The organism is Mycolicibacterium sphagni (assembly GCF_002250655.1).
GTDB classification, from domain to species: Bacteria; Actinomycetota; Actinomycetes; order Mycobacteriales; family Mycobacteriaceae; genus Mycobacterium; species Mycobacterium sphagni.
Window position 1 is genome coordinate 300,777 of record NZ_NOZR01000002.1, and the last position, 17,927, is coordinate 318,703.

Annotated in this window: 17 protein-coding genes; 12 read left to right on the plus strand and 5 right to left on the minus strand. The window is 66.3% G+C overall.

All coding sequences use genetic code 11. The features are described 5' to 3' along the window. The first annotated feature begins 2 nt into the window (after window positions 1-2). On the plus strand, window positions 3-1,538 hold the full coding sequence (locus CG716_RS03470; protein ID WP_094476444.1) for an ATP-dependent DNA ligase: 1,536 nt from the start codon (window positions 3-5) through the stop codon (window positions 1,536-1,538). A gap of 98 nt (window positions 1,539-1,636) precedes the next feature. Here CG716_RS03470 and CG716_RS03475 read toward each other — a convergent pair whose 3' ends face one another. Then, window positions 1,637-3,247 (minus strand): FAD-dependent oxidoreductase, encoded by a 1,611-nt coding sequence (locus tag CG716_RS03475; RefSeq protein ID WP_094476445.1) that lies wholly within the window; start codon window positions 3,245-3,247, stop codon window positions 1,637-1,639. 240 nt (window positions 3,248-3,487) lie between these two features. Between CG716_RS03475 and CG716_RS03480 the strand changes: the two genes are divergently transcribed. Both CG716_RS03480 and CG716_RS03485 read left to right on the plus strand, forming a co-directional pair. Further along, window positions 3,488-5,773, plus strand: a complete 2,286-nt coding sequence (locus CG716_RS03480) for a carbon starvation CstA family protein (RefSeq protein WP_094476447.1) — start codon at window positions 3,488-3,490, stop codon at window positions 5,771-5,773. 8 nt (window positions 5,774-5,781) lie between these two features. Beyond that, the gene (locus CG716_RS03485; RefSeq protein WP_410430881.1) at window positions 5,782-5,919 is read left to right on the plus strand and encodes a CstA-like transporter-associated (seleno)protein; all 138 of its coding nucleotides are present in this window, start codon (window positions 5,782-5,784) and stop codon (window positions 5,917-5,919) included. Here the strand turns inward: CG716_RS03485 and CG716_RS03490 are convergent. Beyond that, window positions 5,916-6,533: a nucleoside/nucleotide kinase family protein gene (locus CG716_RS03490; RefSeq protein WP_234817688.1), complete on the minus strand. Its 618-nt coding sequence runs from the start codon at window positions 6,531-6,533 to the stop codon at window positions 5,916-5,918. The two genes, CG716_RS03485 and CG716_RS03490, sit on opposite strands and share 4 nt — an antisense overlap. A gap of 232 nt (window positions 6,534-6,765) precedes the next feature. On the opposite strand from CG716_RS03490, the gene CG716_RS03495 reads away from it, so the two are divergent. Beyond that, window positions 6,766-7,998: an acyl-CoA dehydrogenase family protein gene (locus CG716_RS03495; RefSeq protein WP_094476451.1), complete on the plus strand. Its 1,233-nt coding sequence runs from the start codon at window positions 6,766-6,768 to the stop codon at window positions 7,996-7,998. Further along, on the plus strand, window positions 7,998-9,116 hold the full coding sequence (locus tag CG716_RS03500) for an acyl-CoA dehydrogenase family protein (RefSeq protein ID WP_094476453.1): 1,119 nt from the start codon (window positions 7,998-8,000) through the stop codon (window positions 9,114-9,116). Before CG716_RS03495 ends, CG716_RS03500 begins: the two co-directional genes overlap by 1 nt. Here CG716_RS03500 and CG716_RS03505 read toward each other — a convergent pair. After that, complete coding sequence (locus tag CG716_RS03505; protein ID WP_094476455.1) at window positions 9,113-9,952, minus strand: SDR family oxidoreductase; 840 nt, start codon at window positions 9,950-9,952, stop codon at window positions 9,113-9,115. The genes CG716_RS03500 and CG716_RS03505 overlap by 4 nt on opposite strands. A gap of 137 nt (window positions 9,953-10,089) precedes the next feature. Between CG716_RS03505 and CG716_RS03510 the strand changes: the two genes are divergently transcribed. Together CG716_RS03510 and cmaA1 are read left to right on the plus strand one after the other, a co-directional pair. Then, window positions 10,090-10,722, plus strand: a complete 633-nt coding sequence (locus CG716_RS03510) for an SOUL family heme-binding protein (RefSeq protein WP_094476639.1) — start codon at window positions 10,090-10,092, stop codon at window positions 10,720-10,722. An 11-nt stretch (window positions 10,723-10,733) separates the two neighbouring features. After that, a complete protein-coding gene (gene cmaA1 / locus CG716_RS03515; protein ID WP_094476457.1) occupies window positions 10,734-11,618 on the plus strand; it encodes a cyclopropane mycolic acid synthase CmaA1 in 885 nt (294 codons plus the stop codon). 36 nt (window positions 11,619-11,654) lie between these two features. On the opposite strand, the gene CG716_RS03520 is transcribed toward cmaA1, so the two are convergent. Next, window positions 11,655-12,104 carry a hypothetical protein gene (locus CG716_RS03520; RefSeq protein WP_094476641.1) on the minus strand — a complete coding sequence of 150 codons (450 nt, stop codon included), beginning with the start codon at window positions 12,102-12,104 and terminating at the stop codon, window positions 11,655-11,657. Between the two features lie 374 nt (window positions 12,105-12,478). Here CG716_RS03520 and CG716_RS03525 point away from each other — a divergent pair, with 374 nt between their 5' ends. Together CG716_RS03525 and CG716_RS03530 are read left to right on the plus strand one after the other, a co-directional pair. Continuing rightward, the gene (locus CG716_RS03525; RefSeq protein WP_234817707.1) at window positions 12,479-13,117 is read left to right on the plus strand and encodes a PAS and ANTAR domain-containing protein; all 639 of its coding nucleotides are present in this window, start codon (window positions 12,479-12,481) and stop codon (window positions 13,115-13,117) included. Next, window positions 13,098-13,769, plus strand: coding sequence for a M15 family metallopeptidase (locus CG716_RS03530; RefSeq protein WP_094476461.1), 672 nt, complete (start codon window positions 13,098-13,100; stop codon window positions 13,767-13,769). The genes CG716_RS03525 and CG716_RS03530 overlap by 20 nt, the downstream gene beginning before the upstream one ends. Here the strand turns inward: CG716_RS03530 and CG716_RS03535 are convergent. After that, window positions 13,766-14,389 carry a TetR/AcrR family transcriptional regulator gene (locus CG716_RS03535; RefSeq protein ID WP_094476463.1) on the minus strand — a complete coding sequence of 208 codons (624 nt, stop codon included), beginning with the start codon at window positions 14,387-14,389 and terminating at the stop codon, window positions 13,766-13,768. The genes CG716_RS03530 and CG716_RS03535 overlap by 4 nt on opposite strands. A gap of 98 nt (window positions 14,390-14,487) precedes the next feature. On the opposite strand from CG716_RS03535, the gene CG716_RS03540 reads away from it, so the two are divergent. The 3 genes from CG716_RS03540 to CG716_RS03550 are packed head-to-tail and all read left to right on the plus strand — an operon-like array spanning window position 14,488 to window position 17,920. After that, the gene (locus CG716_RS03540) at window positions 14,488-16,062 is read left to right on the plus strand and encodes a bifunctional 3-(3-hydroxy-phenyl)propionate/3-hydroxycinnamic acid hydroxylase (protein WP_094476465.1); all 1,575 of its coding nucleotides are present in this window, start codon (window positions 14,488-14,490) and stop codon (window positions 16,060-16,062) included. After that, window positions 16,059-16,925, plus strand: coding sequence for an alpha/beta fold hydrolase (locus CG716_RS03545; RefSeq protein WP_094476467.1), 867 nt, complete (start codon window positions 16,059-16,061; stop codon window positions 16,923-16,925). The genes CG716_RS03540 and CG716_RS03545 overlap by 4 nt, the downstream gene beginning before the upstream one ends. After that, window positions 16,922-17,920 carry a VOC family protein gene (locus CG716_RS03550; RefSeq protein ID WP_094476469.1) on the plus strand — a complete coding sequence of 333 codons (999 nt, stop codon included), beginning with the start codon at window positions 16,922-16,924 and terminating at the stop codon, window positions 17,918-17,920. Before CG716_RS03545 ends, CG716_RS03550 begins: the two co-directional genes overlap by 4 nt. Window positions 17,921-17,927: the final 7 nt, after the last annotated feature.

Here is a 17,927-nt window from a genome sequence, read left to right on the forward strand (position 1 = left end):
ACATGTTGCTTGGCGAGGTCGCGGCCGCCTCGGCCGATGTGTCGGCGACGTCGTCACGGCTGGCGAAGGTGGCGCGGCTCGCCGAACTGCTCACCCAGGCGAGCCACCCACGGCTGGCGCAGGTCGTGGTGTCGTGGCTCTCCGGAGAATTGCCGCAACGTCAGATCGGAGTGGGCTGGGCGGCGTTGCGTTCGCTGCCCGGCCCCGCGACAGAGACGACGCTGACCGTGCTGACCGTCGACGCGACATTCACCGAGATCGGCGGAGTCGTCGGTAAGGGCTCCCAGGCCCGGCGAGCCGAGCTTCTTGCGGGACTGTTCGCCGCGGCCACCGACACCGAGCAGGTGTTCCTGCGCCGGCTGCTCGGCGGCGAATTGCGCCAGGGCGCGCTGGCCGGGGTGATGGCCGACGCCGTCGCCAAGGCCGCCGGGCTGCCCGCTTCGGCCGTGCGCCGCGCGGCCATGCTCGGTGGTGCCCTGCCTGCGGTGGCCGCCGCGGCGCTGTCCGGAGGCGCCGACGCGCTCAGCGAGTTCACGTTGACGGTGGGCCGCCCGGTCGGCCCGATGCTCGCCCAGACCGCGACTGGCGTGGTCGATGCCCTCGAACGCCTCGGCGGTGACGCCATTTTGGAGGCCAAGCTCGACGGCGCCCGCGTGCAGATTCATCGCAGCGGCGACAACGTCACCGTCTACACCCGCAGCCTCAACGACGTGACCGCCCGGCTGCCCGAGGTCGTGGACGCCGCGCTGGCGCTGCCGGTCACCGACATAATCGCCGACGGCGAGGCCATCGCCCTGCGCCCCGACAGCCGGCCGCACCGCTTTCAGGTCACGGCCTCGCGGTTCGGCAAGAGCACCGATGTGGCAGCAGCCCGTGCGGCACAACCGCTTTCGGTGTTCTTCTTCGACATCCTCCATCTCGACGGGGTAGATCTGCTCGACGAGCCGACCCAGACCCGGTTGGCCGCGCTGGACGCGATCGCGCCTGCCGAACACCGCGTCGACCGGCTCTCCACCAGTGATGCCGTTGCCGCGCAAGCCTTTCTGGACGCGACGCTGGCCGCCGGCCATGAGGGTGTGATGGCCAAATCGCCCACCTCCCCCTACGAGGCGGGCCGTCGCGGCGCGGGCTGGCTGAAGGTCAAGCCGGTGCACACCCTGGACCTGGTGGTGCTCGCCGTGGAGTGGGGATCTGGCCGGCGGACGGGCAAGCTGTCCAACATCCATCTGGGCGCCTTGGATCCGCAGACCGGCGGCTTCGTGATGCTGGGCAAGACTTTCAAGGGCATGACCGACGCGATGCTGGACTGGCAGACGGCGCGGTTCACCGAGTTGGCGACCGGACCGCTGGACCAGTACGTCGTCCAGCTGCGGCCCGAGCAGGTCGTCGAGATCGCGTTCGACGGGGTGCAGGGCTCGAGCCGGTATCCCGCGGGCATGGCACTGCGCTTCGCCCGGGTGCTGCGCTACCGCGACGACAAAAGCCCCGCCGAGGCTGACACGATCGATACGGTCCGAGCGTTCTACGAACGGGACTAGCGCGGCGGGATGGGCTGGTCGTCGCTGAGCGAGGCAGCGAGTTCATTGACTCTGCCGCGGGCTGCGCGATAGGCCATCTCAAGCATGTGAGGATCTCCTCAGTATGTGGTGTTCTGCGAAAAGGCCAGCAGCCAGCCGTTATCGGTGCGTACCGCGACACTGGTGTTGCGGCGCATCCTGCACCGCAGCCGCCCCGTTATCGCGGCGCGGGCCTGGATCAGGGCCACATCGGGCGTCAGGTATCGCAGCCTGGTGATCTCGGTTCGCCCTCTGCGGCGCTTAGCCTGACCGTCGACAAGCGCACGGATCTCCCGTTCGTCGGTCTGGCTCACTGACGAATGAATTGGAGGAGCCGGGACGTAGAGCGCGGGCCGCGGGTGCCGGAGATTGGCTAATAGAATGCGCGCGAAGAACGATGGCTCGCGCAGCCGCACAGGCGAATCGATGAGGCCTCGCACCCGCAGAATTCGTTCGGCCACAGCGATATCCGCACTTGCGGCCCGCAATGCCGCCCGCTGAATCCAGGAGTTCAGCCATCGCGCTGAGGCGCGTTCCGCGGCGGGGGGTGCCGGCCGGTCGTTCGCCCGGTTCGCCGCCCACACCGGCCCGATGTGTTCGGCGGCGTCGCGATAGAAGCGCTGCGGCAGATCGGTCTTGCCCGCACGCAGGCAGTCACGCAGCGTGAGCGCCTGCACCGCGGCCATCGTCATACCTTGTCCGTGTAATGGATTGAGGCTGCAGAACGCGTCGCCGACGACCACCAGACCGGACGGAAGGTGTGGCATTCGGTCGTAGCGTCGCCACACGGCGGCGGTGTTGCGGGAGACCGAGATCTCCCCCACACACGTCGCGTCACGCAGGCCTGCCATGATCGTCGACGGCAGCATCGACTCCGCCGCTTGCAACATGTCCGCGAAACTAGTTGGTGGGCTGCCAGATTCAGCGGGGCAGGAGATTGCCAACATCCAGGTGTCGTGTTCGTAGGCAACCAGCAACGCACCCGGAGCCCTGCTGCCTTGATTGACGAATGCCATCCGCTGCGCGATGCGCCCCGGTGGGATGCTCAACAGTTGACTGGAGTATCCGCCGGCCGACGGGACCCTTTCCTCCGGCGCGACGCCGACGCCCTGATTCGCCAGGAAGTGCGCGGTTCGCCCCGCCCGCCCTGTTGCGTCGACAATCAGATCGGCCGACACAGTCGAGGCGGTTCCGCTGTCGCGGTTGATGATTCGCACGCCGTTGACAGCATTGTCCGCGAGAACCGGAGCCACGATGTTGTTCCGGTCGAGGATGGTGACATTCCCCAGTGCGTTGACGCGACGACGGAGATGGAACTCCAGGAACGGGCGACTGGCCTGGTATGCGGCCAATGGTCGCGGATCAGCCAGGCGACCTGAAGGATTCAGCTCATACCGCCCGACCCGCACATAGAGCCGCGACAGGTCGTCGCCGTCGTCGACCACAGCCCCTGCCGCCCCGAGCTCGTCCAGGAGCCCCGGAAACAGCTCGCCGATCGCCTGCGTGCCGCGGCCGAGAAGACTGTGCAGATGCCGCCCCTGCGGCACTCCCGTGCGGTGTTCGGCACGATCGGGCAGTCCGTCACGGTCGATCACCGTGACGGACTCATAGAACTCCGTGAGCACGCGAGCGGCGAGCAGCCCCGCGATGCCGGCACCCAAAACCACCGCGTGTGAGCCAAGCTCGGCCATTCTCGTCGCCTCCGTTCCGCACGCGCGTGCGCTGTCGGCCATCCCTACGAGCAGTGACCGTACCCCAATTTTAAGAAACTTAAGAGAAACTTGTGGTAACACTAAGAACTGCAGCGCGGGGCCGCTACCAGCGACCCGAATCGTCGAGCAGCGTTTCCGCGTTCCTCGAACTGCCGAACCTGTGAATGAAAGGATCGGCGCACAGTCCGACATTGCACGCCACGTCAAGGGAGAAACACTGTGGCTTCACCGCCCGCCGCGCCGTCGGAACGCACCGAGGAAACCAGAGGCGACGTCACCTACATCCGCACCGAGAAGGACCTGCCGCCGGTCGCCATCATCGACCGATCGCCGATCACCTTGCGGCACAAACTGATGTTCGGCGGCGTTGCCGTCCTCGGCGCGATCGCCTGGGCGGTCATCGCGTTCTTCCGTGGCGAGACCGTCAACGCCGTGTGGTTCGTCATCGCGGCCATCTGCACCTATGTCATCGGTTACCGGTTCTACGCCCGGCTGATCGAGATGAAGATCGTCCGTCCGCGCGACGACTACGCCACACCGGCTGAGATTTTCGAGAATGGCACCGACTACATGCCCACCGACCGGCGGGTGCTGTTCGGGCACCACTTCGCCGCCATCGCCGGGGCCGGCCCGCTGGTGGGCCCGGTGCTGGCCATGCAGATGGGCTATCTGCCCGGCACCATCTGGATCATCATCGGCGCGGTGTTCGCCGGGGGCATCCAGGACTACCTCGTGCTGGCGATCTCCACTCGTCGCCGTGGCCGGTCGCTGGGACAGATGGCCCGCGACGAACTGGGCGCCGTCGGCGGGGCCGCGGCCATCGTCGCCGTGCTGGTCATCATGGTCATCCTGCTGGCGGTGCTCGCTCTGGTCGTGGTGGGGGCACTCGCCGAAAGCCCATGGGGCGTGTTCTCCATCGCGATGACGATCCCGATCGCCATCTTCATGGGCTTGTATCTGCGGTTCCTGCGGCCCGGCCGGGTGTCCGAGGTCTCTCTGATCGGTGTCGTGCTACTGCTGGCGGCTGTGGCCGGCGGTGGCTGGGTGGCCGGAACCGATTGGGGCGCAGACTGGTTCACCCTGTCGAAGATCACGCTGTCGTGGTGCATCATCATCTACGGACTAGCCGCCTCGGTGCTGCCGGTGTGGTTCCTGCTGGCGCCGCGCGACTACCTGTCGACGTTCATGAAGGTCGGTACCATTGCGCTGCTCGCGGTGGGCATCCTGCTGGCCCGGCCGGTCATGAACGCGCCGGCGATCTCGCAGTTCGCCGAGAACAGTTCGGGCCCGGTGTTCGCCGGCTCGCTATTCCCGTTCCTGTTCATCACCATCGCCTGCGGTGCGTTGTCGGGTTTCCACGCCCTCATTTCCTCCGGCACCACCCCGAAGCTGCTGGAGAAGGAAAGCCAGATGCGGCTGATCGGCTACGGCGGCATGCTGACCGAGTCGTTCGTGGCGATCATGGCGCTGATCACCGCCGCGATCCTCAACCAGCATCTGTACTTCGCGATCAATGCGCCGTCGGCCCAAACCGGAACCACCGCCGAGACCGCCGCGAAGTACGTCAACGGCCTGGGTTTGTCCGGCGCGCCGATCACCGGGCCGGAGATCACCGAGGCCGCCAAGAGCGTCGGGGAACACTCGATCATCTCCCGCACCGGCGGCGCGCCGACATTGGCGTTCGGCATGTCCGAGGTGCTGCATCAGGTCTTCGGCGGCTCCTCTCTACGGGCGTTCTGGTACCACTTCGCGATCATGTTCGAGGCCCTGTTCATCCTGACGACCGTCGACGCCGGCACCCGGGTGGCCCGGTTCATGCTCTCCGACGGCTTGGCCAACTTCGGCGGCCCACTCAAGCGGCTGCGCAACCCGAGCTGGCGGGTCGGGGCGTGGGTCTGCAGCCTGGTCGTGGTCGCCTGCTGGGGCTCCATCCTGTTGATGGGCGTCACCGACCCGCTCGGCGGGATCAACACGCTCTTCCCGCTGTTCGGCATCGCCAACCAGCTGCTGGCGGCGATCGCACTGACGGTGGTGACCGTCGTGGTGATCAAGAAGGGTCTGCTGAAGTGGGCGTGGATCCCGGGCATCCCGCTGCTGTGGGATCTGATGGTCACGCTGACCGCCTCATGGCAGAAGATCTTCTCCGGCGATCCCAAGCTCGGCTACTGGACCCAGCACTTCCAATACCGCGCCGCCGCGGAGGCCGGCAAGGCCGCGTTCGGCTCGGCCAAGAACACCGACCAGCTGCACGCCGTCATCCGTAACACCTTCATCCAGGGCACCTTGTCGATCGTGTTCGCCGTCCTGGTGATTGTCGTGGTCTTTGCCGGTGTGATCGTGGCGATTCGGGCCATGCGCGGCGGCAGCCGAGCCCTGACTGAGGACACCCCGGTGCCGTCGACAATTTTCGGACCGTCCGGCCTGAGCGCCACCTCTACGGAGAAGGAGGTGCAGAAGCAATGGGACGCGCTACCCGCGCCGTACGCCAAATCCGTTGGTACGTAGCCGCATTGATGGGCGATAGCCACTACCGCCGTTACGTCGAGCACCGCGCCCGCACACACCCCGGCGAGCCGGTGCTCAGCGAGTCGCAGTACTGGCGCGAGCGCCACCATGCCGCCGACACCAACCCGACCGCGCGCTGCTGCTAGCCGTCGACCACGCGATCGCAGAACTCCCGTGTTGTCGAGATGAGCTGCGCATTGGGCTCGTCGACGTCGTCGACCCACGCGGCGGCGGCCTGCGGCGCGCGGCCACCCTCGGTGTGCCGGCGCACCAGCCGTGCCCGGCGCACCGCTACCGGGCAGTCCACGTAGTACAGCCGGTTCAGCGACGGACGCACCTGAGCCCAGTCTCCGTCGGTGACGCCTAGATAGTTGCCTTCGGTGAGCACCAGCCGACTATCGGCGGGCACCATGTAGCCGTCGGCCACCGGCTCATCCAGGTTCCGGTCGAAGGCGGGTACATAGACATTGCGGCGGCCGTACTCCTGCGCGACCAGGCGCAGCGCGGCGATGTAGCCGGCCGCATCGAAGGTATCGATCGCCCCTTTGCGCCCGCGACGGCCCAGCCGATCCAGCGCGGCATTGGACAGATGGAAGCCGTCCATCGGCAGATAGGAAGCGCCCTCGAAGTAGGCGGCCAGCATCTGGGCCGCCGTCGACTTCCCCGCGCCGGGCGGCCCCGTGATCCCCACGATCAGGCGGCCCTGTGTGGCGTCGATCAGTCCGGCGACCTCGGCGATGAGCAGTTCGGCGGCAGACACTGAGCTGCAAACTACCGCAGACGAAAGGCCCGGTCCCTTGTGCAGGGACCGGGCCTCTCAGTGTCACGTATGGGGGGCGCCTGGCGGCAGCCTCCAGCACTGTTCCCCCGCGCTTGGCACCTCAAACCAGCCCGCGCAAAATGACTCCAGACGCCACCCACGGCACGCGGCCCGAGGCGGACGGGCTACGGTAATTTCTGAAAACAGCCGTGCGCAGATAAGGGGACAGCTGATGGACCTGTCGTGGTCGGCGAAGGATCTCGAGTTCCGCGACGAGGTGCAGGCATTCCTCGACGAGAAGCTCACTCCGGATCTGCGTCAAGCGGGCCGGCTGATGACGAGCGTTTACGCCGACCACGAAGCCAGCATGGCGTGGCAGGCGATCCTGCACGAGCGGGGCTGGGCCGCCCCCGCTTGGCCGGTCGAGCACGGCGGCTGCGACTGGACGCTGACCCAGCACTACATCTTCAGCCGCGAATCCACCCTGGCCGGGGCGCCGTCTTTGTCACCGATGGGCATCCGGATGGTCGCCCACGCGATCATCGCCTACGGCACGCGTGCGCAAAAGGGTTTCTTTCTGCCGCGCATCCTCACCGGTGAGGTCTTCTTCTGCCAGGGCTACTCCGAACCCGAGGCCGGTTCGGATCTGGCGGCACTGACGATGTCGGCGACCGACGACGGCGACGACCTGATCTGCACCGGCAGCAAGATCTGGACCACCCACGCCACCGAGGCCAACTGGATCTTCGCCCTGGTGCGAACCTCACGCTCGGCCAAGAAGCAGCAAGGCATCACGTTCGTGCTCATCGACATGGCCACCGCGGGCATCGAGATCCGTCCGCTGGTGATGACCTCCGGCGAGAAGGTGCAAAACCAGATCTTCTTCGACGCAGTGCGAGTGCCCAAATCCAACGTGATCGGTGAGATCGACGACGGGTGGACGGTGGCAAAATACCTGTTGGAGTTCGAACGCGGCGGCGGCGCAACAGCACCCGCGCTGCAGGTGATGGCGGAGTCGATCGCCACCGAGGCCATCGAACAGCCGGGCCCGGCCGGGGGCGCTCTGATCGACGACCCGGCGTTCGCCGCCAAGCTCGCCGACATCCGCATCCGCACCGAAGTACTCGAGATTCTCGAATACCGGGTCCTGACAACGGTTGCCGAGGGCCGCAACCCCGGCGCCGCATCGTCGATGCTGAAGATCCTGTCCACCGAACTCTCGCAGGCCATCACCGAACTCGCGATGGAGGCTGCCGGACCGCGCGGGCGGGTCTATCAGCCGCACGCGACCCGCCCCGGCGGACCGGTCTCGGACTTCGAACCACCGGCCGACGGCTACGTCAGCGGGCAGCCGTGGCAGGCGGTGGCGGCGCTGCGCTATTTCAACGACCGTGCCGGCTCGATCTATGCGGGCAGCAACGAGATTCAGCGCAACATCCTGGCCAAAGCGACCCTGGGGCTGTAATGGACTTCAATCTCAACAAAGAACAAGAGCTCCTGCGCGACGGCCTCGGCAAGTTCCTGGCCACCCGCTACGACCTCGAGAAGAGCCGCACCGCAGCCAAAGTCGGTTCGGGCTGGCAGCCCGACATCTGGCGTAGCCTGGCCGACGAGCTCGGCATCCTGGGTGCGGCCTTTCCGGAGTCGGTCGGCGGAATCGGCGGCGGCCCGGTCGAAATCATGGTGATCGCCGAGGAATTGGGCCGTGCGCTGGTGATCGAGCCGTTCGTCGACACGGTCGTGGTCGCCGGTGGTCTGCTGCAGCGTGCCGACCACCCGGCTGCCGCAGCGCTTCTGGAGCGTATCGCCGAGGGCAGCGCGATCGTCGCCCTGGCCGGCGCCGAACCCGACGGCGGCGTATCGACACAGGCGGTCCGTGACGGCGACGAATGGGTGCTTACTGGCGACAAGATAGTGGTCACCGCCGCGCCGCTGTCCACCCACCTGCTGATCACCGCACGGACATCCGATGAGGATCAAGGGGTTTCGCTGTTCCTCACCGAGTTCGACCCGGCCGCACCCCCACCCGGTCTGGAAGTACACGGCTACCGCACCATCGATGATCGCCGCGCCGCCGACCTGAAGCTCGACGGCCTTCGCCTGCCGCTCGACGCGCTGCTGGCCGAGAACGCCGTGCCGTCACTGGCCCAGGCCCGGGACGAGGGCGCGGCTGCGGTCTGCGCCGAGGCGGTCGGAGCTATGCGAAAGGTGCTGTCTGACACCGTCGAGTACTGCAAGCAACGGCAGCAGTTCGGTCAGCCGATCGGCAACTTCCAGGTGTTGCAGCACCGGATGGTGGATATGTACATGGAACTCGAGCAGGCCGTCGCGGCGGTTTATCTCGCGGTGTTGAATCTTCAGGCCGAGCCGCATACCCGAGCCCGGGCGGTCTCGGCAGCCAAGGCGACCATCGGCCGGGCCGCGCGATTCCTGGGCCAGGAGGCAGTCCAGCTTCACGGCGGGATGGGCATGACCGAGGAATTGGCGATCGGCCATTACTTCAAGCGGCTCACCGTGCTGCAGTACGAGTTCGGATCCACCGACCAGCACCGCGCACGTTATGCGAAACTGACTCGCCCCTAGGCGTTTTCGGCGGCCTGCCGAGCGCGCTCCCTCATCGAGGCGATGACGCCACCGTCGTTGAGGATGTCGGTCCCGGTGAGATAGCCGGCGCGGTCACTGGCGCAGAAGGCGAACAGCTCGGCCATCTCCTCGGCCTTGCCCCAGCGTGGCACCGCGGCGTTGGCGACCATCGCGCCGGCGCCAGCATCCGCTTCGAGCAGGCCCATCTCGGTGTCGACGGATCCCGGTGAGACCGAGACGATTCGCAGCCCCCTGCTGTTGAACCGTTCTGCCTGCGACGAGCTGTACCAACGCACGAACGTCTTGCTCACGCTGTAGGCCAGCCCGGAGCGCATCTCCTCCCCCGCGATGTCGCACGCCGCGAGCAGCTCGGCCAGGAATCGCTTCTCGTCGGTGAAGGCGAGGTCGAAATGCTTTGTCGGGACGAGCTCTTCGGGCAGCATGTGCGAGGCCATCGACGCAACGTTGACGATCGCGGAGCCTTCGCGCGCGGCCGCGAAGAACACCTCGTTGACATTGAGCGTGCCGAGCGCATTGGTGGTGTTGACGTACTCGGCGTCACCCATGCTGGGGCTGACCCCGGCGGTGTGGATGACCGAGGCGATCGGTCCGATGCCGGAAGCCGTCTCGAAAAGTCGGACGACGGCACTGCGATCGGTGACATCGCAGTTGACGGCCGTCGCCGTGATACCAAGGTCGCTCAGTGCGGCGGCCGCGGTGTCCAGGCGATCCTGCCTGACGTCGCAGAGCACCAAGGTGTGGTCCTGACCGACGATCTTGGCCGTGGCCAGGCCCATGCCACCTGCACCACCGGTAATTATCGAAACCCGACTCATGCCCGGACGATATACGCCGCGCGTGGCCGAGCCGCCAGCAGGCCGCGCGCGTAGCCTCCTCGCCGTCAGAAATTCGTGGTCGCGATCGCGAGACAATACGGTGGCGAACCGGTTGACTGGGGTTGGAGGAGATCGTGATGTTGGACAAAATCGCCAGCGCCCTGACACAGGTCGCGGAGGCCGGTGGCTCGATCATCGGGATACGCAGCGGCACCGAGGAGCCCCACTTCAGCGTGGAACGTGAGCTTGATGGTGTCGAGATCCGGCGGTACGGACCACGTATCGCCGCCGAGACCGCGGTCTCGGCGGAGGAGGTGTCGGCCCGCAATGAAGGTTTCCGCCGATTGGCTCGCTACATCTTCGGCGCGAACTCCGCCAAGGCCCAGATCGCAATGACAGCGCCAGTCACCCAGCAGCAGAGCCAGAAGATCGCGATGACGGCGCCGGTGGCAACCCAGCTCAGCCCGTCCGGGGAGTGGGTCGTCCGGTTCTTCATGCCGTCGAAGTACACCCTGGACACATTGCCCACTCCGAACGACGACCGGGTCGATCTGGTGCCCGTGCCTGGCGAGACGGTCGCGGTGCTGCGGTTCAATGGCCCGATCAGCCCCGATGCAGTCGCCGCGCGCGCCCGCCAGCTCCTGGATACTTTGCGCCGCAACGACATCGAGCCTGCCGGCGAGCCGCTCTCCTGGTTCTACGATCCGCCGTGGACGGTCCCGTTCCTGCGGCGCAACGAAGTAGTGGTAGGCGTCCCCGGCGATACGTGATTAGCTGACTCATGGGCAACGAGCCGCCGGGCGGCAACCTCACCCCACACTTCGACGACGTCCAGGCCCATTACGACCTGTCGGACGACTTCTTCCGCCTCTTCCTCGATCCCACCCAGACCTACAGCTGCGCCTACTTCGAGCGCGACGACATGACGCTGGAGCAGGCCCAGCTCGCCAAGATCGACCTGGCGCTGGGCAAATTGGGACTTCAGCCCGGAATGACACTGCTCGATGTCGGGTGCGGCTGGGGCGCGACGATGATGCGGGCGGTGCGGTCTTACGACGTCAACGTCGTCGGACTTACCCTGAGCAAGAATCAGGCTGCCCACGTGCAGCAACTGTTGGACGCCTCGGACAACGCCCGCACCAAGAGGGTCCTGCTGGAGGGCTGGGAACAGTTCGACGAACCCGTCGACCGCATCGTGTCGATTGGCGCCTTCGAGCACTTCGGCCACGAACGATACGACGAGTTCTTCGCCCGATCCTTCGAGATACTGCCCGACGACGGCGTCATGCTGCTCCACACCATCACCGGGTTGCACCCCAACGAGATGATCGACCGCGGTATACCGCTGTCGTTCGAGTTCGCGCGGTTCGTCAAGTTCATGGTCACCGAGATCTTCCCGGGCGGGCGACTTCCATCGATCCACATGGTCGAAGAACGTGCCGCCGCAGCAGGTTTCACCGTCGGGCGGGTGCAGTCCCTGCAAGCGCACTACGCCCGCACCCTCGATCAGTGGGCGACCGCGCTGGAAGGCGCGCGCGACCAGGCGATCGCGATCCAATCCGAAGAGGTTTACGACCGGTACATGAAGTACCTGACCGGCTGCGCCAAGATGTTCCGCGTCGGCTACATCGACGTCAATCAATTCACCCTCGGCAAAGGTTCATAACCGCGGTAAACGCGTCGTCGAGGCGGACTGCCAGACCTAGCCCACAGGTGCAGGCGACGGCGCGCTCGCGTCGACCGCGGGCGGCGCCGCGGAGGAGCCGACCGGTCCGGACGGGCCTGCTGCCACGCCAGGCGGCGGGGCGGCCCCGGCATCCATGGGGCGCTGAGCGAGCAACAGCAAGGCATCGCTACCCGACACGTCCTGGGTGCGGATGGCGTGCAAGAGGTCCCGCAGGTAGTTCAGCCGGCCCTCCGGTGCGGAATCGCTAGTCGTGCCCGGGGGCAGGTTGTCGGGGCTGGACAAGTGCTGGACCGGGGCCGGCGCTGCAACCGGGGCGGCCACCGGCTGGGCGGGGTCGGCGGGAACCACCGCCGGCGGTCCCGGAACTGCGGGATCGGCCGGGTCAGCCCAGGCCGGGGCCGCCAGGAATGCCGCCGAAACGCCCAGCGCGCCGAGCCCCAGGCAGACGCGTCGCGTGTTCATCATGGTCTTCACCGTCGTGTCCTCCGCGGGTCCGGCAGGGCGGCGCCCACGCGCCCGTGAGCGCCCTGTACCGGTGATTTCGACGATCGCATCATTTTGTTACACCCGTCACTCATGTCACCACAACCTCACGGCACCCAGCAGGCTCATCGCCATGGGTGGGGCCGCTTGAAAACGCGGCTGGTGACGGTGTAGAAATTTTTAGCCCGCAGAACCTGGGATGGCGATGGGTTCTGCCTTCATGGCGATCGTCGGTATCCCGAACGTGCGGCGTTTTGTAGACGGCTTGGCAGCGATGTCCGTTGGGGCGAGGGGCGGCGATGGTTGCGGACGAGAATCCGACAGAGGCGGGGAACGGCGACGTCGATGCGGCGGATATGCGTCCGGCGCAGGTGGGCTGGTTTCGGTTCTACTTCGACGACGAACGCTGGGAGTGGTCGGACGAGGTCCAGGCCATGCATGGCTATAAGCCGGGGACGGTCTCGCCCACCACCGAGCTGGTGCTGTCACACAAGCATCCCGACGACTACCAGCAGGTAGCCACCACCCTTGACGAGGTCCGCCGCCACCATCAGGCCTTCAGCACCCGACATCGCATCATCGACACCGCCGGACGGATCCATCACGTGATCGTGGTGGCCGACAAGCTGAGCGACGAGTCCGGCGCGGTCGTCGGCACCCATGGCTTCTATGTCGACGTCAGCCCGGCCGAACACCACCAGCAGGAACAACTGAGCGCAGCGATCGCCGAGATCGCCGAGAACCGGGCGATCATCGAACAGGCCAAAGGCATGCTGATGGTCGTCTATGGCATCGCCTCGGATGCAGCGTTCGACCTGCTGCGCTGGCGTTCCCAGGAGGGCAACGTCAAGCTGCGGGTCCTGGCCGATCAGGTGGTTGCCGACTTCATCGGTCTCGCCCAGACCGACACTGCGCCTCAACGATCGGCCTTTGACAACTTGCTCCTGACCGCCGATCAGCGCATCGTGAGCTCAAATGAGACCCCGCCGCACTGACATCACCCTCCTGACCGCCGCCCTATCTGCCGCGCTGGCGGTGGCGGCACCGGTGGCCGCGGCCCCCGGCAGCGACGTTCCACCGGTCAGCCCGCAGGCTGCCGGGGTCGGCTTCGTCGATGTGCGGACCGTGGTTCCCGACGCCGTGATCGACATGCGCTACGCCACGCCGCACAATTTCGTGGGCGTCCCGCTGTATCCGGCCGACGCACGGTGCCTGGTGCACGAGTCGATGGCGCCGGGCCTGGCAAAGGCCGCCGAGACGCTCCGAGCCCAGGGCGGCGTGCTGGTGTTCTGGGATTGCTACCGCCCGCATGACGTCCAGGTCCGGATGTTCGACGCAGTGCCCAATCCGGCGTGGGTGGCCAAGCCCGGGCCGTTCTCGCGCAGTCACGAGGCCGGCCGTTCGGTGGACGTGACCATCGCCGAGCAGGGCCAGCTGGTCGACATGGGCACTGACTTCGACGACTTCTCCGCGCGGGCCCAGGCGTATGCCACCGACGGGGTGAGCGCGGCCGCCCAGGCCAACCGCGCCCGGTTGCGCGCCGCGATGTCCGATGGCGGCTTGGCGCCCTACTCCGGCGAGTGGTGGCATTTCGACGGACCCGGCGCGGGCGTCCAGCGACCGATCATCGACGTGCCCGTCGACTAGTTCTCGCCGATCATGCGCTGGGCAATGTCCCACAGCGCCTGCCCGTGCATCTCGAACATCGCGACGAGATCCACACTGTCACCGCCGATCTCCTTGGCGATGAACAAACCGTCGGCGCCGGCGACCGCGTAGGCCGCCAGTTGGCGCACCTGGTCCCCGGTCAATCCGGCGGCAAGATCGACGAGGCTACGGGTCAACGCCTCGAAGGCTTGTTCGCGAACCTGAACGAACATCGCCCGCGCGCGGGGCTCCACCGGGCGGCGCTCCAGGGCGAGCATCAGCCCGAGCCGCAGGAAGTCCGGGGAATCCATGAACGCCTTGGCAGTACCTACGGCAACCTCCATCAGCCGGTCCCGACCGGTCAGGTCCTCCGGCAGCTGCCAGACCTTCAACCAATGGGCGAAACTGCGCTCGATGACCGCTGCGATCAGGTCGTCTTTGTCCTTGAAATGCCAGTAGATCGAGCTGGCGGGTAACCCGCATTTGGCGCTGACCGCCCCGATGCTGGTGCCCTCGTAGCCACGTTCCCCGGCGATCTCGGTGGCCGCGTCCAGGATTCGGGCGCGGGACATCTCGCCGTCGGCCCGGCGCTGACGGGTTTTCGCTTCTTTCGGGGCCATCGGTTCCCACCTCTTGACTCTGTAGTGATCGCTACATTACCGTACCGATCACTACAGAACAAGCCCAGGTCGACGAGGACCACGGATGAGAGCCAGCCATGAGTGACGAAGCCAACTACGACGTCGCGATCGTCGGCTACGGTCCGGTCGGCGCCACCGCCGCCAACCTGCTAGGCCAGTTCGGCCTCAATGTCGTTGTCATAGAACGTGATCGGGATATCTACTTCCGGGCTCGCGCCATCTCGACCGATGAGGAGGTGATGCGCATCTGGCAGCAGGTCGGACTGGCCGACCGGCTCAACGCCGATATGCAGCCCGGCGCAGGAGCCAACTTCGTCGACCCCGCCGGCGTCTCCATCATCAAGCTGCTCCCCGCGGACCGCGGTAACGGGCACCCACCCCAACAGTTCATCTACCAACCTGCCGTCGACCGGACGCTACGCGACGGCGTCGACCGCTTTCCTAACGTCTCGGTCCTGCTCGAGTACGACTGTCTGCGCCTCGTCCAGCACCCCGACTCGGTCGAGTTGATGCTCGCCGACCTCACCCGCGACGAGTTCAAGCGCATCCGGGCCACGTATGTGATCGCCGCCGACGGCGGCTCGAGTGCCATTCGGGGGCAGCTGGGTATCGGCTTCACCGGTAAGACCTATTCGCAGCGCTGGATTGTGATCGACACCAAGGTCCTCGAGGAATGGCCCGGCCACGATCGCCTGCGTTTCCACTGCAACCCCGCGCGACCCACCGTCGACTGCCCCACCCCGTTGGGACACCATCGGTGGGAGTTCCCGGTGCGCGATCAGGAGGACGAGAAAGACCTCCTCACCGACGAAGCGATCTGGCATGTCCTTGCCGGCCAAGGTATTACGAAGGCGAATGTCGCGATCATCGGCTGCGCCTGCTACAACCACCACGTCCGGTTCGCCGACCGGTGGCGGGCGGGCCGGGTCTTCCTCGCCGGAGACGCCGCGCACGCGATGCCGCCGTGGATCGGTCAGGGCATGTGCGCAGGGGTACGCGACGTGGCGAACCTGTGCTGGAAACTGCACGCCGTGTTATCCAAGTCTCTCCCGGATTCGGTGCTCGACACGTATCAGACTGAGCGGCTGCCGCATGTCAAAGACGTGACGAACCGCGCGGTGAAAGTCGGCGACATCATCATTGAGCGCAACGCTATTCGTGCGGCCCTGCGCAATCGCGTCTTTCGCTTCGCCGGTAAGTTCCCCGCCTTCACGAGCTGGCTTCGCAACAACCGCTGGCTGCCCGACGCGCGCTACCGCACAGGGCTGCTCGCCCAGAACGGCAACCCGGCCACAGGTTGGCTGATCCCTCAGCCGTGGGTCCTCGATGAAAAGGGCGACCACGTACGCCTCGACGATGTCGTCGGCGGCCGATGGGTGGTGCTGCACACCGGCTTGGAACAGCCCTTCCAGGCGTGGCGGTCCGCCGGTATCTCGGCATTGAGAGTTGCCCCCTGCGGCGGCACTCCGGGCGCCGATCGCATCGTCGACCGCGACGGCAAGCTGACCGCCTGGCTGGAGTCGAAGAAGGCAGCGGTCGTAGCCGTTCGGCCGGACGGATTCGTCTACGCCGCATGCAGCAACGGCCAACCGCTGCCCCCACCACCGAGCGGATTCACCGCGCCGTTCAGACGAGAAAAGGACTACGCATGACGCAGTTGACATCCGAATACACGGTGCGGGTCAAGGGCGCCGACATCTTCACAGCCGACTCCGGGGGTGACCGACCGGCGGTGGTGTTGCTGCATGGCGGCGGCCCGGGCGCATCCGGTCTGTCGAACTATTCGCGCAACGTCGACGCCTTGGCCCGCCAGTTCCGGGTGGTAGTGCCCGACATGCCGGGGTACGGGCAGTCAAGCAAGTACCTCGATCACGCCGACCCGTTCGGCTACCTCGCCGACATGGTGCGCGGGCTGCTCGACGAATTGGGTTTGCAGTCAGCCCATCTGGTGGGCAACTCCTATGGCGGTGCGGCCGCGCTGCGCCTGACGCTGGACACTCCGCAACGGGTCGGACGGCTCGTCCTGATGGGGCCGGGCGGTATCGGGACCACCCGGGGCCTGCCCACCGCCGGGTTGAAAAGCCTGCTGTCGTACTACGGCGGCGACGGCCCGAGCCGAGAGAAGCTGGCGGACTTCATCCGCACCTACCTCGTGTATGACGGTGCCGCAGTCCCCGAGGACCTCATCGAGCTGCGCTACCGGGCATCGCTGGATCCGGAGGTGGTGGCCAACCCGCCGCTACAGCGACCGTCGGGGTTACGCACGCTGTGGCGCATGGACCTGACCCGGGATAAGCGCATCCGGCAAGTGCCCAATCCCACGCTCGTCCTGTGGGGCCGCGACGACAAGGTCAACCGACCCTCGGGCGGCCCGCTGCTGCAGCGCCTCATGCCCAACGCAGAGCTGGTCATGACGTCGCACACCGGACACTGGATGCAGTGGGAACGCGCGGAGTTGTTCAACCAGCTTGTCACCGACTTCCTCTCCCCTGCTTCGACATTGGCCGTCGCATGACAGTGTTCGGCAAGGTTCACCTGGGCTACCTCGTCATCGAGACCGAGAAATTCGCCGACTGGCGCAGGTTCGGCCGCGATGCCATCGGCATGCATCTCGACGAAACCCACAGCGATGTGCTGCGGTTTCGTCTGGATGACAACACCTGCCGCTTCCTGCTGCACCGTGGATCCGCCGAGGACACCACCGCACTGGGCTGGGAGGTCGACGATCACGCCACGTTCGAGACCATCGAGGCACGCGTACGCAGCCACGGGGTGCCGGTGAGCGAGGGTTCCGCCGAAGAGGCCGCGCTGCGCGGTGTGGAGCGGTTCGCCCGGTTCCCCGGCCCCAACGGACTGGACCAGGAGATCTATGTCAGTCCGCACAGCGGATGTGAACCGTTGCGGCTAGGTGCCGGTGGCGGATTCGTCACCGGGGCGGCCGGGATGGGTCATGTCGCCATCGCCACCAAGAATCCGTACCAGATGCGCGGTTACTACAGCACCGTGTTCGACGCGCGGCTCTCCGACTACATCGACGAGACGATCAGCGGCCTGAAGTTCAAGATCAGGTTCCTGCGGGTCAACGAACGGCATCACACGGTCGCGATCGCCGCGACGACACGCCTGCCGCTCAACCCGATTCGCACGCGAATCCAGCACTGCAACATACAGGTCGCCGAGTTGTACGACATGACCACAGCTCATCACCGGGTCAAAGAACTCGGGTTCGATATCGCGCTGTCGGTCGGCCAGCACACCAACGACAAGGAACTGTCGTTCTACGCGGTCAGCCCGTCGGGCTTCGAGTGGGAGGTGGGCTGGAATCCGATCGTCGTCGACGAATCGACCTGGGAACCAACCACTCATCAAGGCATCAGCATGTGGGGGCACACCCCGCAGGGGCAGAATATCGTCGACCTGTTCGGGCGATTCAAGACTGGCGCGCAGTCGGTGCTGCACCGCGAAGACACCGTGCCGGCATTGGCCGGAGCCGGTATCGCTGACGACTGAAGAGGAC

Excerpts from the sequence above, each read along its gene's own strand:
- CG716_RS03470 (WP_094476444.1), top strand. The coding sequence starts at position 3 with ATGTTGCTTGGCGAGGTCGCGGCCGCCTCGGCCGATGTGTCGGCGACG.
- CG716_RS03475 (WP_094476445.1), bottom strand. The coding sequence starts at position 3,247 with ATGGCCGAGCTTGGCTCACACGCGGTGGTTTTGGGTGCCGGCATCGCG.
- CG716_RS03485 (WP_410430881.1), top strand. The coding sequence starts at position 5,782 with ATGGGCGATAGCCACTACCGCCGTTACGTCGAGCACCGCGCCCGCACA.
- CG716_RS03495 (WP_094476451.1), top strand. The coding sequence starts at position 6,766 with ATGGACCTGTCGTGGTCGGCGAAGGATCTCGAGTTCCGCGACGAGGTG.
- CG716_RS03500 (WP_094476453.1), top strand. The coding sequence starts at position 7,998 with ATGGACTTCAATCTCAACAAAGAACAAGAGCTCCTGCGCGACGGCCTC.
- CG716_RS03505 (WP_094476455.1), bottom strand. The coding sequence starts at position 9,952 with ATGAGTCGGGTTTCGATAATTACCGGTGGTGCAGGTGGCATGGGCCTG.
- CG716_RS03510 (WP_094476639.1), top strand. The coding sequence starts at position 10,090 with ATGTTGGACAAAATCGCCAGCGCCCTGACACAGGTCGCGGAGGCCGGT.
- cmaA1 (WP_094476457.1), top strand. The coding sequence starts at position 10,734 with ATGGGCAACGAGCCGCCGGGCGGCAACCTCACCCCACACTTCGACGAC.
- CG716_RS03520 (WP_094476641.1), bottom strand. The coding sequence starts at position 12,104 with ATGATGAACACGCGACGCGTCTGCCTGGGGCTCGGCGCGCTGGGCGTT.
- CG716_RS03525 (WP_234817707.1), top strand. The coding sequence starts at position 12,479 with ATGCGTCCGGCGCAGGTGGGCTGGTTTCGGTTCTACTTCGACGACGAA.
- CG716_RS03530 (WP_094476461.1), top strand. The coding sequence starts at position 13,098 with ATGAGACCCCGCCGCACTGACATCACCCTCCTGACCGCCGCCCTATCT.
- CG716_RS03535 (WP_094476463.1), bottom strand. The coding sequence starts at position 14,389 with ATGGCCCCGAAAGAAGCGAAAACCCGTCAGCGCCGGGCCGACGGCGAG.
- CG716_RS03540 (WP_094476465.1), top strand. The coding sequence starts at position 14,488 with ATGAGTGACGAAGCCAACTACGACGTCGCGATCGTCGGCTACGGTCCG.
- CG716_RS03545 (WP_094476467.1), top strand. The coding sequence starts at position 16,059 with ATGACGCAGTTGACATCCGAATACACGGTGCGGGTCAAGGGCGCCGAC.
- CG716_RS03550 (WP_094476469.1), top strand. The coding sequence starts at position 16,922 with ATGACAGTGTTCGGCAAGGTTCACCTGGGCTACCTCGTCATCGAGACC.